Source organism: Lactobacillus sp. UMNPBX17, from assembly GCF_002553735.1.
Taxonomy (GTDB): domain Bacteria; phylum Bacillota; class Bacilli; order Lactobacillales; family Lactobacillaceae; genus Lactobacillus; species Lactobacillus gallinarum.
The window spans coordinates 1-16,606 of sequence record NZ_PCYT01000039.1; the positions used below are offsets into that span (position 1 = coordinate 1).

Sequence of the window (16,606 nt, forward strand, 5' to 3'; positions counted from 1 at the left end):
AATGATCTAAAAGCTTAAACTATCAATTTGTCAATGTCTTAACTTAATGACATTGCCAAAAAAATAGTAGAGTTTTTCCCCTCTACTATTTATTACGCAAAAAAGGCGTAAAATTTTTTTGAAATTTAGTCTTCTTTTCTGAAAAATGGACTTAATAGTGAGACTAATAAGCCGTAAATGAAGTACCAGCGATAGATATTAGCTAAATCTTGGTTTTGAACCCACAGAACTAAAGCAATTACTGCTAAGACTGCTCCTAAAAAGATCGTTGAACCTAAATTTTTATCGGTAAAAAAGCTAGCGCTGGCGCCTAATGAAATCAATGCGATCAAACTATAAATTACAACAATGACCGGTCCCTTAGTTTGCACGTCAACGTCAAGTAAAGTTGCATCGGTGAATAATTGCCAAACAAGAAAGCCAGCTAAGGCAATACCTGCAAGCAATACGATTAATCTAACAAAAAATGAACCAAATTTTTTCATAAATATGTCCCCTCTAATATGTTCCCATTGTACCAAAAAAGCGCTTGGAATTTCTCCAAACGCTTCTTTGTAATTAAGTATTTTATCAATTAGTCCAAACCACACTTCTTGAAGATATCATCAACATGACGTAAGTGGTAGTGATAATCGAATGCATCATCAATATCTTCTTTAGAAAGGTAGTTCATAATTTCGCTATTTTCAACTAGAGGTTTAAATTGTTTTTGTTCATTCCATGACTTAGCAGTCAACTTTTGGACCATATCATAGGCCTTTTCACGAGAAAGTCCTGCTTCATCAATCAACTTAAGGAGTACACGTTGTGAGTAAATCAAACCGTAGGTACGATCCATGTTCTGGAGCATAGTTTCTGGGAAGACATCCAAGTTGCTCAAAATACGGTTGAAGCGGTGCAACATGTAGTCGATACCGATTGTGGTATCAGGTAAAATTACACGTTCAGCACTTGAGTGAGAAATATCACGTTCGTGCCAAAGGGCAACATCTTCATAAGCTGTAACGACATGACCACGCAATACCCGGGCCATACCACAAAGGTTTTCTGAACCAATTGGGTTACGCTTGTGAGGCATTGCGGAAGAACCCTTTTGACCTGCACGGAAGTGTTCTTCAACTTCATGAATTTCACTTCTTTGAAGTCCACGAATTTCAGTAGCCCAGTTTTCAATACTGGTTGCAATCAAAGCAAGCATTGCGATGTATTCTGCGTGCAAATCACGTGGCAATACTTGGCTAGTAATTGGTTGTTGCGTTAAACCAAGTTGCTTCATAACGCTTGTTTCAATCTCAGGTGGAACGTTAGCAAAAGTACCAACAGCACCTGAAATCTTGCCTGATTCTACCCCTTTGGCTGCGTGTTCAAAACGTTCAATATCACGGTTAATTTCGGCATACCAACGAGCAAGCTTCAAACCAAAAGTAGTAGGTTCAGCTTGCACACCGTGGGTACGACCCATTTCAACAGTGTACTTGTACTTTCTAGCCTTTTCCGCAATGGTTTCCTTTAATTCATGCAAATCTTTTCTAATGATTTCATCGGCTTGCTTAAGCAAAAGTCCTTGTGCAGTATCTACTACATCAGTAGAAGTAAGGCCGAAGTGAACCCACTTCTTTTCAGGACCAAGGCTTTCAGAAACCGTACGGGTGAAGGCTACAACGTCGTGATGAGTAACTTGTTCAAGTTCTGCCACACGTTCTGCAGTAAATTTAGCATTCTTAGCAATCTTTTCTGCATCTTCTTTTGGCACTTCGCCTTGTTCAGCCCAAGCTCTAGTAGCAGCAATTTCTACTTCAAGCCAAGCTGCGTATTTATTTTCATCAGTCCAAATTTTGCCCATTTCGGGACGAGTATAACGATCAATCATAAATCTTTACATTTCCCATGGATTCTTCAATACGATAGTTTGTTCACGGTCAGGACCAACTGAAACAGTAACAAGTGGTACACCGACCAATTCTGAAACACGATTCAAGAACTTCTTAGCATTTTCTGGAAGAGCATCCCAAGTCTTAACTTGAGTAATATCTTCATCCCATGCTGGAAGTTCTTCATAAACAGGTTTGCAGCGGTAGAGTTCCTTCAAACTTGCTGGGTAGTAATCAATCTTCTTACCATCAAGTTCGTAAGCAGTAGCAATCTTAATCTTGTCAAAGCCTGAGAAGACATCAAGCAAGTTCAAGCTTAAGCCGTTAATGCCTGACACACGCTTAGCGTGACGAAGGGCAACGGAGTCAAACCAACCAACACGACGTGGACGACCGGTAACAGTACCGTATTCATGAGCAGTGTCACGAATTCTGTCACCAACTTCATCAAGAAGTTCAGTTGGGAATGGACCTTCACCAACACGAGTGGTGTAAGCCTTGCAGACACCGATTACAGTGTTCAAACGGTTAGCACCCATACCAATACCTGAGCAGATACCGCCTGAGATAGTGTTTGATGAAGTTACGTATGGGTAAGTACCTTCGTCAATATCAAGCATAGTACCTTGTGCACCTTCAAAGAGGACCTTTTCGCCGTTATCAAGTGCATCGTTAACCAAAACTGAAGTATCAGTAACGTACTTCTTCATCTTTTGGCCGTATTCATAGTACTTGTCAAAAATGTCTTCAAACTTAAGAGCTGGCTTACCATAAACCTTAGTAAATAATTCATTCTTAAGCTTTAGGTTAAGGCGTAATTTTTCTTCAAAAGTATCTTTTTCAAGCAAATCACAAACGCGAATACCGATTCTTGAAGCCTTGTCCATGTAAGTTGGTCCAATACCATTCTTAGTAGTACCAATCTTGTTAGCACCCTTAGCTTCTTCTTGGTATTCATCTTGCTTAATGTCGTAAGGCATGATGATGTTAGCACGGTTAGAAATTCTTAACTTGCTGGTATCGATTCCGTTCTTTTCCAAGTTATCAAGTTCACCAAACATAACTTCTGGGTTGATAACTACACCGTTACCAATTACTGCACCCTTAGATGCGGCAAAAATACCGGAAGGAATCAAACGCATCTTGAACTCTTTGCCATCAATATCAATTGTGTGGCCTGCGTTGTTACCACCATTTGAGCGAACTGCCATTGCGGCTTCTTTACTCAAAAAGTCAGTAATCTTTCCTTTCCCTTCATCGCCCCATTGACTACCTACGACTGCAACTGCTGTCATTTGAAATTCACCTCATAAAAAATTTCTATAAATATTACGTAAGCTAGTCTAGCAATTTGTAAATTATTAGTCAATGCAAAATCCGAATTATTTTATTTTTATTTTCTTTAATAGTTCGATTTCTATATTGACAAATTAAATTTTATCCCATATAGTAGTTTTCGTTTGGTAAAGCACTACATAAGGAGCAAATCAAATTGAGTAATTATTTTAGTATGGAAGCCTTTGATTATGATGATATCCAACTTATTCCTAATAAGGGAATCATCAAAAGCCGTCGTGACGCGGATACTAGCGTAAAGTTCGGAAGCCGAACATTTAAAATACCGGTTGTACCAGCTAATATGGAAAGCGTCATTAATGATGACTTGGCCGTTTGGTTAGCAGAAAACGGTTATTACTATGTAATGCACCGTTTTGAACCAGAGAAGAGAATTCCTTTTATCAAGATGATGCACGAAAAGGGCCTCTTTGCTTCTATTTCAGTCGGTATTAAAGATAGTGAATATGATTTTATCGACGAATTGGTTAAGCAAAACCTTAAGCCTGAATACATCACAATCGATGTAGCCCATGGTTATTCAGTTTATGTAATTAAGATGATCAAGTACATTAAGGAAAAATTGCCTGATTCATTTTTGACTGCTGGTAACATTGCTACACCAGAAGCCGTACGTGAACTTGAAAATGCCGGCGCTGATGCCACTAAAGTTGGTGTTGGTCCTGGTCGTGCCTGCATCACCAAACTCAAGACAGGCTTTGGTACAGGTGGATGGCAACTGGCCGCACTTCGTATGTGTAGTAAGGTGGCTTCAAAACCATTAATCGCAGACGGTGGTATTCGTCATAACGGTGATATTGCGAAGTCCGTTCGCTTTGGAGCAACTATGGTGATGATCGGTTCACTTTTTGCTGGTCACGAGGAATCTCCCGGCAATGTTATCAAAATTAATGGCAAAACTTATAAGCAATATTGGGGCTCAGCCTCTGCAGTACAAAAAGGTGCCTACAAGAATGTAGAGGGGAAACAAATGCTTGTGCCCTATCGCGGATCAATTAAAGATACTTTGCGTGAAATGAAAGAAGATCTACAATCATCAATTTCATATGCGGGCGGACGCGATTTGAACTCCATCAAACTCGTTGATTACGTCATCGTCAAAGACAATATCTTCGATGGGGATAGATAATTAGACATTTTTAGTACAAAATATTTGCATTTTGATTATTTTTTGTTAATTATTTTGTAATAAGATAGTTTTATTATCATTTTTTCGATAGAATAGTATAGGTCTAGTTACTGGAGGGTAGACAGTAACTAGGCTTTTTTTCTTGCAAAAAAATATTGGACATCGTTTATATTTATGTTATACTAATTGAGTTGATAGATGCGCCCTTAGCGCAACTGGATAGAGTGTCTGACTACGAATCAGAAGGTTGAAGGTTCAAATCCTTCAGGGCGCACTTAAAAACGGGAAATGGCTCAGTTTGGTAGAGCACCTGGTTTGGGACCAGGGGGTCGCAGGTTCGAATCCTGTTTTCCCGATAAGTTAACCGCATTTCATTGAAGTGCGGTTTTTTTGTGTAAAAAAATAAGTATTTCCTCGGAAATACTTATCATGCTATGCCCCTTTAGTAGCTCGTCTAAAGATAATCTGTGTATCTGAATCTACATATTTCAATAACGGTAAATCGTAATCTTTAACCTGGGCCAAAACATTTACTTTCTCATTGCATGGCAAATCGCGTTTAGTAATCTCGATTTCGCCCTCATAACGCGGATACAAATGATTATCAATCGTCACGCTGCCAGTTGGTCTAGCATAAATATTATCTTGCGGCTCTGTTGACAAAAACATCTTTTTTCTGCTTTCCTTTAAGCGAACTACGTCACGCGCCACATCTGGACGATTATGCCAATCATTGCCAAACAATTCTGGTATATCAGTATCTAAATGCAGTGTAATTGCACCCTGTTTTTGATAATTAGTAATCGATTCAATTGCATCCCTCGTAAGTTGCGGATCTCCCACAAAAATGTGATCGCAATCATAATCTTTCAATTCTAAGATCGCAGCTAATGGGTTTTCATATCGCTGCTTCTCCAACGTTGGCAATCCTGCAAAAATTGGTCCACGCAATTTGCCATTTCCTGAAATAAAGGCTGCTGTTTTCAAACCATATTGCTTAAGCCACTCATTCTTCTTTTGCATCCAGTGTGCATCAAGACCTGTTTCAGGACGTGGGTAGAAGTTATGTCCTGCTGTTAATTTTTCAAAATTTGCATTGCTATAACGCAGATCATCAATATTTTGTTGCGTAATAATGCTGGCATTTAGAACTATCGGCATTTCTTTGGACAACTTGGCAATAATATCAGTAGAAAATCCATGATCTACTCTAAGACCAGTTAGACTCAAACCTTTAATTTGCTCAACACTATTGACATTAATACCCAAATCTTGCAGATCATCTGCCGTGACATCTGCAATAATTTTCAAGTCTAGTTTTTGACACCAATTAGTTAAGTCCGCCAGCCGATTTAAAATCGTCTCACTATCAGTATCAGGTACAGCTAGCTGAGTAAAAACGCAGGTAAATCCACTATTGCGCATCGTCAGCAAATAATTGTAATTCTCGGACGTCAAATCGTGTCCTAGATAAACAGAAAATCCTAACATTCTTATTCCTCTAAAATTAATTAATTTCTTTTATTATCTATAACTTAAACGCTTTCCTAAATATCTTACTACATTTTTTGCTTGCTTTTTTCTAAAAAATAATGTTAAATACATATAAACAAATTAAAAAGCGATGAAAAAGACGAGTAAATAATCTAATTCTTTCCAGTGAATTAGTGCTAGTGTGAAACTAATAGACCCTGGATTATTGAAAAACACTTTTAGCAGCTCACCGAAATAACAATCCTTAGAGTAGGTTGAGACGTCTCCGGTACGTTACCACGCCGGTGGAGCATGATAGTGCTTCATGAGTCGGTCTATTAAAATATAGACAATGTGGGTGGTACCGCGGAAAAAAGCCTTTCGTCCCTGTTTTTTTAGGGAGCGAAGGGCTTTTTCTTTGCTCTAAGTACATTAGAAAGAGGACTTAATTATGACACTTATTTTACCTAAAGATTATCACCCAACATTAACTGTGCGCGACACTGAAGCTGCGATTGTATTTATTCGTGAAACCTTCCAAGATAAATTGGCAGAAATTCTCGGTTTACAAAGAATGTCAGCTCCAATGTTTGTTGAAAAAAAGACCGGCTTAAACGACAACTTAAATGGTGTTGAACGTCCCGTTGCCTTTGACATGAAGGCAATGCCTAAAGAAGATACTATCGAAGTAGTTCACTCATTGGCTAAATGGAAGAGATTGGCTTTGAAACGCTATGGTTTCGGAATGCATGAAGGACTTTACACCAACATGAACGCCATCCGCCGGGACGAAGATCTTGATAACTTCCACTCCATCTATGTTGACCAATGGGACTGGGAAAAGATTATTAGTAAACAAGAACGCAACACCGACACACTTGAAGTTACTGTGATGAACATTTTTAAGGCAATTAAGGCAACTGAAAAGCTGGTTGCTGCACGCTACCCAGGCTCTACTTATCGCCTAGCTGATCACGTTTCATTTATTACTACTCAAGAATTAGAAGATCGCTGGCCTGATCTTTCTCCAGAAGAACGTGAAGATAAGATTGCTAAAGAAGAAAAAGCCGTCTTTATTATGAAAATTGGTGACAAGTTAAAGCGTAGTGGTGAACCACACGATGGCCGTGCACCAGACTACGATGATTGGCAATTAAACGGTGACTTAGTCTTCTGGTATGAACCGCTTAACAGTAAGATTGAAATCTCTTCAATGGGGATCCGTGTTAGTGAGGAAAGCTTACGTGAACAACTAAAGAAGGCACATTGCGAAGATCGCGAAAAATTGCCATTCCACCAAATGCTTTTGAAGGGTGAATTACCTTATTCAATCGGCGGCGGAATCGGTCAATCTCGTCTCTGTATGTTGCTGTTAGGTAAGGCTCACATTGGTGAAGTACAAGCTTCTATTTGGCCAGAAGATATGGTTGAGGCTTGTGAAGCTGACGATATTAAGTTGCTGTAATTTTAAGATTTTTTTACATACCAAAAAAGATCCTGCAAAATGTAGGATCTTTTTTCTATTGATTTTATTTCCGTTCTCTTCTAGAAATCCAAGCCATAATGAGTGGCAACAATACAAAGCCAAAGACCATCATCGCAATGGCATACCAGTTAACACCGATAACTTGCCCTGCTGCGTTTACTACACCAAATTGTGCCTTCCAGTTATATTCAACTAACAAGAAGATCACAATCACAACAGATAAAATTGGCACAATAACATCAGTCATAACGCTCTTATTAGCCTTTAAGATATCTTCTTTTGCCTTACCACGGTAAAATTGAATAACTGCTAGAGGTACCACGATGAAACCTAAGAATCTAACCATCGCGCTCAAAGTAATCAAGTTGACCATATTGTATTCAAAGGCCATCGGAATCAAAATTGCCAAGCCAACAGAGATAAAGAAAGTTCTAATTGGGAAGTTATTCTTAGTTCTCTTAGTTAAAGCTTGTGACATCTGACCCTCTCGAGCCATAGCTTCCAGAATACGTGGAGCATTAAAGCTGGAAGCTACGTTGATCCCAAACATTGAAACCAAGGCACCAACTAAGATCACATCACGTAAGATTTCATTATTAAAAATAGCCGCAATCGCTACAACTTGCTTAGTCGTCATTAAAGCGCGTGGATTAAGTACCATCGCTACCGCTACAACGCCGATATAGACAACCGCAATAATTAAGATTGCCAATGGAATTGCTCGTGGCAAGTTCTTTTCAGGGTTCTTCATATCTTCTGAACCAGAAGCTACTGATTCAAAGCCGGTAAAGGCATAGAAGGCTGAAACAATTGCCATGACAAAGGTAGTTGTAGTTAAAGTTGGCACAATTTTCTGACCATTCTGAGTCAATTGATCTACTTGTCCTAGGTTGCTTGATGCACCAGTAGTAATTAACAAAACTACTCCAGCAATAATAATTAACACCAATGCAGCCAACTTACCGATCGTGGCTAAATTCATTACATACTTAACTACTTTTTGACCAAACAAGTTGATCACGGTAATAATTGCCATCAAGATCAAAAAGCCAATTGTGACATTTATTGCCTTATTGGGATTTCCGCCAAAAATTGAAATAGTTGACTTAATTACCCCAACAGCCATTACGCCCCAAGCTACACTGGCTGAGAAGTAACGCAGAACTCCCATATAAAAGCCAATTTTTTTACCAAAAGCGGCCTTGGAATAAGCATAGGCAGCACCAGATTTAGTGACATACTTTGAAGCTGCCGCAAACGAAATGGCCAGAATCGCTGCAAAAATTGCCGCAATTAAATATACAACTAAGGCTTTACTACCGGCTTGTTGTACTACACTACCAGGTGTTAAAAAAATACCCGAACCAATAATGGCATTAATCGCTAACAGCACAATTGACCAAAAGCCTAATTTATCTCCTGTTTTTTCACTCATCTATTTGCTTCCTTACTTTGCATTATCAACAACAAACTTAAATAAGTTATTCATAAACGCTACATCGGAATTACGGTGCAACATTTCAGGATGCCACTGCACGGCAATGACATTACCTTGTTTATTTTCTAGCCCTTCAACCACACCATCAGGAGCTGTTGCCACTGCTTTTAAATCTGGTGCAACGTCTTTAATTAATTGATGGTGGAAAGAATTAACGCGAAATTCAGTTTTGCCCAAAATTTCAGCCAATTTACTATCAGCTTCCACTTCCATACTATGAGTAGGCAAAGTTGGCGTATGACCTTGCATGTGTTTCAAAGTAAGTTCTTTTCTGTATGAAAGATCTTGGTAAAGCGTACCGCCATGAGCCACATTAATAATTTGAGCACCACGACAAATGCCGAGTACCGGAATACCATTTTCTTCTGCTAACTTTAACAAGCGCATATCAAAATGATCGCGTTCAGGCCAAGTAGCACCAATCTTTTGCATTGGTTCTTCGCCATAAAAACGTGGATCAACATCATGCCCACCAGATAAGATCAAGCCTTGAACATGATTAAGCTGTTCACGAATTACCTCATCATTTTCAGTAAATGGAATAATGTAAGGCACACCACCATTTTGAACTACTGAATCTACATAGTCTTCGTTCACATAACTACGATGATAACCAGGGAAAATTCCTCCATCGTCAATAATTACAGAACCTGAGATACCGATAATTGGTTTTGTCATTTATGCTCCTCCTTTTGCTTACTTTTTGTATGTAATATTATAGAGAAATTTATGCAAAAAGTACAATTAAAAATACTGATTGTAGCTTTAATTTTGATTATTCTGCTTTTTATAATCCTTGTTCAAATCGATGTTGTTGCAAAACATATTCTTTGAAAAACGGAAGCGTAAATGCAACTTCACCATAGTTAGTTGACTTAATAATCTGATCGTCTAACAAGCGTCTACGATAATTAGCTACAAAATTGCTTGGGCGGTTTAATCGTTCACGAATTTCTTTGATCGAAACACGTTGTTCTGAACTCTGGGCCATTGCTAAAGCAAATTTTTTATCTTGTTTTGATAGACTACTAAAAATCTTCGTATATGCGTTTTGATCTAATTCAACTAGATATTCTGGCTTAATTTTATCTAGCAGATTTTGATCAATTATTTTATTTTTTTTTGCACTATTCCAAACCAAATAGCCCAATAATTGAAAGGCATACGAATAACCCATTGTCATTAGCGCCATTTTGCTAAGAATATCTTCTGTTACCTGAAATCCTGATTGTTTAAATACATTGTTATAACTAACTTCGATTTGAGCTAAGTTTAAAGCAGATAAAGCTATTCTTTTTCCGCGCAATAAAAAAGTCATTACATCTTCATTTTGTAACTCAGATATATTTTCAGGAAGCCCTGTCATCATTAAGGCCACAGGATAATCTTTTCGATTTAATAATTGATAATAACCTGCAAAATCTTTTAATTCACGATTAGACTTCACTTCGTCTAAAGTAATTAAAACCTTAATCCCCTTTTTTCTTAACTTATCGAACATATTTGTCAAAATACCTTGATAAGTAGAAAAAGTAGGCTGACTTATCTCTGCAGAAAGCTGTAAACCAAAGGCAGAAAAATTTAAGCCTTTAATAGATTCAAAGATTTTTTGTAATTCATTTCCAGCTTTCATATACATACTATCAACTAAAGCTGCCATTAAATTTGATCCCATAGCCAAATCAACAACGATCCAGTCAGGATTCTTTTCAACTCTTTTGCCAACCTCAGTCAAAAATGTAGTTTTGCCGACTCCACGCATCCCGTAAACAATCGAAATCTTATATGGACTATTTGGATTATTTATTTCATTAACCACATCATCAATCAATTGACCTCGATGCAAAAAAACAGCGGGAATTCTACCAAAACTAGGATTAAATGGATTGTTCATTTTATCACCTCATCAATTACTCTATCTTTTATGTTTATTATATTATTTTTGTGTATTTTTGTGTATCTCTATGTATCTTGAATTAATTTGTGTATCTTTATGTATCTCTATGTATCTTACTGCAATAAAAAAGCAGCAGGCTTCTTACCTACTACTCAATTTTATTTATCTTTTTGATGCTTAACCACATAAATCAGTGCCGCAATAATCAACACTGCTGCACCAACCGCTACTGAAATTTGCGTCTCCGGATTAATGAACATGAAGACAACAATTACTACCAGCATAATCAAAGCAAAGTAATTTGAATATGGATAAAGCGGCAATTTAAACGGGTGATTCTCCATCAAGTGTGGATTCTTTCGTCTAAAGCGTAACTCTGCTAGCAGGATCACAAACCAAGCTACCATCCCTGGCAAAACAGACGAACTATAGACAATCACGAAGATATTAGCCAATGATTTATTCAAAAATTGGGCTAACACATTAAGCATAAAACCAACGAAAATTCCACTGGTAATTCCAATGATCGCATGACTAGGCACGATTCTCTTAGATACGTGACCAAAAGTCTTAGGTGCTTCACCTTCGTGTGCCAATTTATACAACATTCGACTTGATGAATAAATTCCTGAGTTTGCACCGGACAAAGCTGCAGTCAAAACTACAAAGTTAATTACTGAAGCTGCCGCGGTAATTCCCACCTTGGCAAAGGTCGTTACAAACGGTGAGCCAATGCTATCTAATTTATTCCATGGATAAATTGTGACAATCACAAAAATTGCCCCAACATAAAAGATCAAAATCCGCCACAATACTGACTTCACGCTTTTAACAATGGCCTTATGCGGATCAGATACTTCACCAGCTGAAATCCCAATTAGCTCAATTCCTTCATAAGAACCAACAATAATGGCCATTGAGAAAAAGAAGCCCTTGAGACCACCAGTGAAGAAGCCGCCATGACTCCACAGGTTAGAAAAGCCTACTGGATGACCGCCATTACCAAAGCCAAATAGAATTACCGCAAAGCCAAGCAAAATCATTAAGATAATCGTTACAACCTTGATCATGGCAAACCAGAATTCCAAGGTTGCATAAGCTTTCGCACTAGCTAAGTTAGCCACCAGCAAAAATAAAATAATAATTACGCCGGCAGCCCAATCAGAGGTGCCTTTCCACCAAAAGCGCAAATACTCTGTTGTTGCCACCACCTCAGAAATTCCGACAACAATGTATTGAAACACGTTTGCCCATTCGGCTAAATAGCCGGCAATTGGATGCACATGCTCTGAAGCATAGTCTGCAAAAGAACCAGTACCTGGATCAACATAAAGCATCTCACCTAATGCCCGCATTACGATATACAAAATAACCCCAACAAAAATATAAGCTAGCAGTACTGAAGGACCGGTCCACTTAATGGTTGAGCTAGCCCCCATGAATAGTCCAACACCAATTGCTCCTCCAAGTGAGATCATTTCCATCTGTCCGGCTGTCATCGACCGCTTTAATTCAGGTGCTTTCTTCGCCATTTCCAACTTCCTTTCTTTAGCATCTGTAAAAATTTCCTAGGAAATATATCTATTCTCATTTATCTTTAATCACTATACCTTATCATTTTTTCGAACAAAACTGTAGCTGATCGCTAAAAAGATTGCAAATAAAATCGAAATAATCAAAGCCAGCTGCGTTGATTTGATAAAGAATAATAAGATTAAAATACCAATGTAAAAGGCAAGCGTAAGCCAGCTAGTTACTGGGTAGCCCGGCATTTTAAAGCTGCCTAAATTCTGCTTATTCTGTTTGCGATAAACAATATGTGCTGCCATAATCATGATCCAAACAATCACAAAACAAATTGTTGAAACAGTTGAGACAACGGAGAATATTTCTGCTGGCATTAAATAGTTTAAGGCAACTACTACAAATAAAATTAATGAAGAGGTCATCAAAGCGTTCATTGGAATTGCTTTTTTGGTCAATTCACCTAGTCTTTTAGGTGCATGGCCGTTACGTGCTAATGAATAAAGTGATCGACTAGTTGAAAAGATTGCACTATTAGTCGCTGACATAGCTGCAGTCAAAACGACAAAATTTAAAATCCCTGCAGCCGCTGTAACACCGATGCCGGTAAAGACCTGGACAAAGGGACTTGAAGTAGTTGTAATGTGATTCCATGGATAAACAGACATAATTGCCAACATTGAGCCCACATAAAAAAGGCCGATTCTAACTGGCAAAGTGTTAATTGCCTTAGGAATATCCTTTTGCGGATTAGCTGTTTCACTAGCAGTTTGACCTACAATTTCTACCCCAACAAAGGCAAAAACAACCATTTGAAATGATAAAAGAAAGCCCCAAATCCCAGTTGGGAAAAAGCCACCATGATTAACTAAATTAGTTAGTGAAACATAACCGCCCTTTACATGCGTATGAAGTAACAACATTACAGCACCGGTAATGATTAAGACTACAATTGCCATTACCTTAATCATTGAGAACCAACTTTCCAGTTCACCAAATAATCCGACATTTACCATGTTAATCAACATCAATAAGATCACAATTACTAAAGGGCCAACCCATTGCGGTAGCCACGGAAACCAGTATCTTAAATAAATTCCTGTCGCAGTCAAATCAGCCATAGCTAAACTAAGCCAGCAAGCCCAGTACATTCGGCACGCTTACCTAAATATTTTTTGATTGATTCTAAAAATGAATGACTATCAGGATCGGCTAAAATAAGCTCTCCTAAAGCACGCATCATAAAAAAGGTGATAATCCCTACGATTAAGTACGACAAAATAATTGAAGGGCCAGCACTATGAATGGCTGAACCAGAACCTAAGAATAGGCCAGTACCAATGGCTCCCCCTATTGCAATCATTGTTACGTGACGACTCTTAAGCCCACGTTTTAATCTCGGCTTCTCATCCATAATTACTCGCACCTTCCTCAAAATAAAAAATGGAGCGGCATGTTTTTTAAATGAAACATGTTGCTCCATCAAGTTTGCTTTTTTTGAATTATATAGTCTTATGCCAATTCATGCAATTATTTTTTATCTAAAAAAGATATTCCCTTAGGAATATCTTCATTATTAGTAAACTTTAAATTGGTTCAACGGCCAGTAACGTACTTTAACTACGCCAACGATACTACTACGCTTAATGGTTCCGATATAACGGCTATCCTTAGAAACGCTCCGGTGATCACCCATTACGAAATATGTTCCTTTCGGAATGCGCCCAGTATCCTGCACATATTTAATCTGCGCTCTAGTAAAGTATTGCTGGTAAGTCCGCGCCCGCATCAGTGACTGCATAGTAAAATTCTGAGTCTCAGAATAAAATGTATCTGAGCCATTATCAATTAACTTCGTTCCTTGTTTCAACCAAGGTTGAGCAATCTTTTTATTATTAATGTAGATTTGATTATTTTTGCTGACGATTTTTTCACCAGGCAAACCAATAACACGCTTAATGTACAAAGCACCTGGTTCATCTGGGGCTTTAACAATGACCACTTCACCACGTTTGATTTGTGCATGACGTTCCGCAATCAATCGATCACCATTTTGAAAGGTTGGTTGCATTGATGGACCAGACACCGTATCGTTGCTCAAAACGAAGTGGAAGAGCAACATATAAACGCCAAATAAAATACCCCAGATAATTAAGATATCTAGGAAAAACTTACCCCATGATTCTTTTTCTTCTTTTTTTTCAGTCATAATTTTCTCCATTTTGTCTTTTTTCACAGTTTACAACTTTATGAAGAAATTGCCAAATCAATAGGAAGCTAGAGCAACTGGGCTACTTAATTAGTCAACTCTAAAATTTGCCCATATTTTTGCTTATACTCGTCACTTAAATTATGCTCAATGTCGATTACAGTACCTTTGAAATCAACAATTAACTGAAATATAGTCTGCATACTTTGATGATCTAATCCCGACAAGGCCTCATCTAATAATAAAATTGTCTTCTTTCTTAATAATGCACGAGCTAATTCAATTTTACGCTTTTCACCTCCAGAAAGATGGACTCCATTCTCACCTAATCTAGTATCCAGTCCTTCTGTTGAGGCAAATTTATCCAATTCAACCTTTCGTAAGATTGCAATCATGTCTTCATCAGAGAAATCTTCGCCTAATGTCAAATTAAAGCGCAAGCTTTTTGAAAAAATAAACGTATCTTGACTAATGATACCAGTTTGATGCTTCAACTCATTATCATTTAACTTAGAATTAACTAGAATTTCTCCTGAAAAGAGTGGTATTTCATTTAATAAAGTTTTGAAAATTGTTGACTTTCCCACACCAGATGGTCCCTCAATCATCACATGACTATTACCTTTAACAGCAAAATTAATATCTTTTATCAATGCATGATCATACCCAAAACTAGCGTGATCAAATTCAAGTAAAAGATCCTTAGATAGATTTTGATAAGTTAAATTATTAATTTGCTGCTGCTTAGATTTATCAATCTCTGCTTCCAAAAGTGGAGTGGACGAATTAATCTGATTCAAGAACTGAACAGAACTCAAAATAGGACTCGTTACCCTATCGGCTGCCAAATATAGCGAAATAAAGGCACCAACTGTGATTTGACCATTCATAATAAACAACACACTAACTAATAGGGCAATAATTGTTGAAATCACATAAGTGGTATTTGATAATAAACGTGAAGTTTCTTGATGCAAGTTCATTTTAAAATACGCATTTTCTTCTTGCTTAAGCGAATGTGTAATTAGCTTTTGCATCTTAGCTGTAACGCCATAATTATTAATCAGATGAAAACCTTTAACTCCTTCCGAAACTTCTAAGTTATACTTCTTATATTTAGCGGACCACTTCTTGGTTCCCTTTTCTAGCCATTTTTTAGTAAGCCTGGGAACAACCGTTGGTAAAAAACCACAAACAAGGTAAACCAATGCTACCCAAGAATTAATATAAAGAATATAGATTAAAGTGATCAATGCTTGCTCAAAGCAATAAATTACCATTACTACCGCATTGATAAACTGATTTTCAATTTGCTTTACATCTACATCTATAAAGGAAATTACTTTCGATTCATCGCGATTATCACTGGCAGTAATAAACTTATCATAAGCATCTGCACGCAATTTGGTATTAGCAACTCGAATAATTTTTAAATTAAAATATTGCCAAAACCAAAAAGCAATATTAGTAAACGTCATTGCCACAAAGAAAAGTGCAATAACTAACCAAACTTGATTAAACTGACGTTTTGTTAAAATATTCGTGAGCATCCCCATAACAGCGGGAGAGATAATACCATCTAAGCCAGTAAAACCACTAGCTATCACTAAGCCTAGCCACAAAGATGAGTGCCCTTTAAAAATATCTCGAAGATATATAAATTTTTGCTTCATAATTATTCCTCATTGAAGATCTTTTTTAATCATATTCAATACCGCTTCTTAAGTAGTTACTTACAAATCAAAATGAATTCCTTAAAAGAGCTTCTTTATTATCGTCTAAACAAAGATAATGAAGAATTAATTTTGTTTATAGTTTCCTTACCTGAGGTACTTAATCTGCCTAAAGTATCTCATAATTTTTCTGAACTTTTTCACCGAATTAAAAGCTTATAATTATCTCATTTTTTATATTTTTATAATACTCTTATTTTAATTTCAGATCAAACAACTTTGCAGAAATGCAAAACTAATTCAATTTCTGCACAAAAAGTGTCTGGGAAAAAACTAACCCTTAGATACTGAAAGACGATCAATCCAACTCTTAATTTGAGTTGCTTGACCGTCTTTTTCTGTCTATTTTTATTTTTGAACAAAGAAAATTGGTCTTTTGACCATCTTCTGTTCCAATATTTGCTTAAATTCATCATCATGAAGGCTATTC

The 16,606-nt window shown here is 37.3% G+C and carries 12 protein-coding genes, 2 tRNA genes, 2 pseudogenes and 1 other annotated feature; of the genes and pseudogenes, 4 read left to right on the forward strand and 12 right to left on the reverse strand.

The genetic code is table 11. The features are described 5' to 3' along the window. Positions 1–125: 125 nt before the first annotated feature. The 3 genes from CP368_RS06845 to CP368_RS06855 form a co-directional block, all read right to left on the reverse strand. Entirely contained in the window at positions 126–485 is a 360-nt protein-coding gene (locus tag CP368_RS06845; RefSeq protein ID WP_098036458.1) for a hypothetical protein, read from the reverse strand. Between the two features lie 89 nt (positions 486–574). Then, positions 575–1,870: an adenylosuccinate lyase gene (gene purB / locus CP368_RS06850; protein ID WP_098044256.1), complete on the reverse strand. Its 1,296-nt coding sequence runs from the start codon at positions 1,868–1,870 to the stop codon at positions 575–577. Positions 1,871–1,876: 6 nt separating this feature from the next. After that, complete coding sequence (locus tag CP368_RS06855; protein ID WP_013438736.1) at positions 1,877–3,166, reverse strand: adenylosuccinate synthase; 1,290 nt, start codon at positions 3,164–3,166, stop codon at positions 1,877–1,879. Between the two features lie 197 nt (positions 3,167–3,363). Here CP368_RS06855 and CP368_RS06860 point away from each other — a divergent pair, with 197 nt between their 5' ends. From CP368_RS06860 to CP368_RS06870, 3 genes are all read left to right on the forward strand, one after another. Beyond that, positions 3,364–4,356, forward strand: coding sequence for a GMP reductase (locus CP368_RS06860; RefSeq protein WP_098044254.1), 993 nt, complete (start codon positions 3,364–3,366; stop codon positions 4,354–4,356). Between the two features lie 200 nt (positions 4,357–4,556). Beyond that, positions 4,557–4,630: transfer RNA gene (locus tag CP368_RS06865), tRNA-Arg, on the forward strand. Positions 4,631–4,638: 8 nt separating this feature from the next. After that, a tRNA-Pro gene (locus CP368_RS06870) sits at positions 4,639–4,712 on the forward strand. 76 nt (positions 4,713–4,788) lie between these two features. Here the strand turns inward: CP368_RS06870 and CP368_RS06875 are convergent. Next, entirely contained in the window at positions 4,789–5,847 is a 1,059-nt protein-coding gene (locus CP368_RS06875; RefSeq protein ID WP_089143221.1) for a DUF871 domain-containing protein, read from the reverse strand. 124 nt (positions 5,848–5,971) lie between these two features. Next, positions 5,972–6,221: a binding site (T-box leader), on the forward strand. Between the two features lie 59 nt (positions 6,222–6,280). On the opposite strand from CP368_RS06875, the gene asnA reads away from it, so the two are divergent. Beyond that, a complete protein-coding gene (asnA, locus tag CP368_RS06880; RefSeq protein ID WP_023487748.1) occupies positions 6,281–7,294 on the forward strand; it encodes an aspartate--ammonia ligase in 1,014 nt (337 codons plus the stop codon). A gap of 64 nt (positions 7,295–7,358) precedes the next feature. On the opposite strand, the gene CP368_RS06885 is transcribed toward asnA, so the two are convergent. From CP368_RS06885 to CP368_RS10795, 8 genes and pseudogenes are all read right to left on the reverse strand, one after another. Beyond that, a complete protein-coding gene (locus CP368_RS06885) occupies positions 7,359–8,750 on the reverse strand; it encodes an APC family permease (protein WP_098044253.1) in 1,392 nt (463 codons plus the stop codon). A gap of 12 nt (positions 8,751–8,762) precedes the next feature. Next, the gene (locus CP368_RS06890; protein ID WP_060461816.1) at positions 8,763–9,491 is read right to left on the reverse strand and encodes a gamma-glutamyl-gamma-aminobutyrate hydrolase family protein; all 729 of its coding nucleotides are present in this window, start codon (positions 9,489–9,491) and stop codon (positions 8,763–8,765) included. Positions 9,492–9,600: 109 nt separating this feature from the next. Next, entirely contained in the window at positions 9,601–10,707 is a 1,107-nt protein-coding gene (locus CP368_RS06895; protein WP_089143218.1) for an ATP-binding protein, read from the reverse strand. A gap of 161 nt (positions 10,708–10,868) precedes the next feature. Beyond that, complete coding sequence (locus tag CP368_RS06900) at positions 10,869–12,242, reverse strand: amino acid permease (protein WP_057726675.1); 1,374 nt, start codon at positions 12,240–12,242, stop codon at positions 10,869–10,871. A 72-nt stretch (positions 12,243–12,314) separates the two neighbouring features. Continuing rightward, positions 12,315–13,648 (reverse strand): annotated as a pseudogene (locus CP368_RS06905) (amino acid permease). Positions 13,649–13,810: 162 nt separating this feature from the next. Further along, positions 13,811–14,443 (reverse strand): signal peptidase I, encoded by a 633-nt coding sequence (lepB, locus tag CP368_RS06910; RefSeq protein ID WP_089145715.1) that lies wholly within the window; start codon positions 14,441–14,443, stop codon positions 13,811–13,813. Positions 14,444–14,529: 86 nt separating this feature from the next. Further along, positions 14,530–16,116, reverse strand: coding sequence for an ABC transporter ATP-binding protein (locus tag CP368_RS06915; protein WP_089150223.1), 1,587 nt, complete (start codon positions 16,114–16,116; stop codon positions 14,530–14,532). Positions 16,117–16,385: 269 nt separating this feature from the next. Then, a pseudogene (locus CP368_RS10795) lies at positions 16,386–16,606 on the reverse strand (hypothetical protein); the annotation flags it as partial.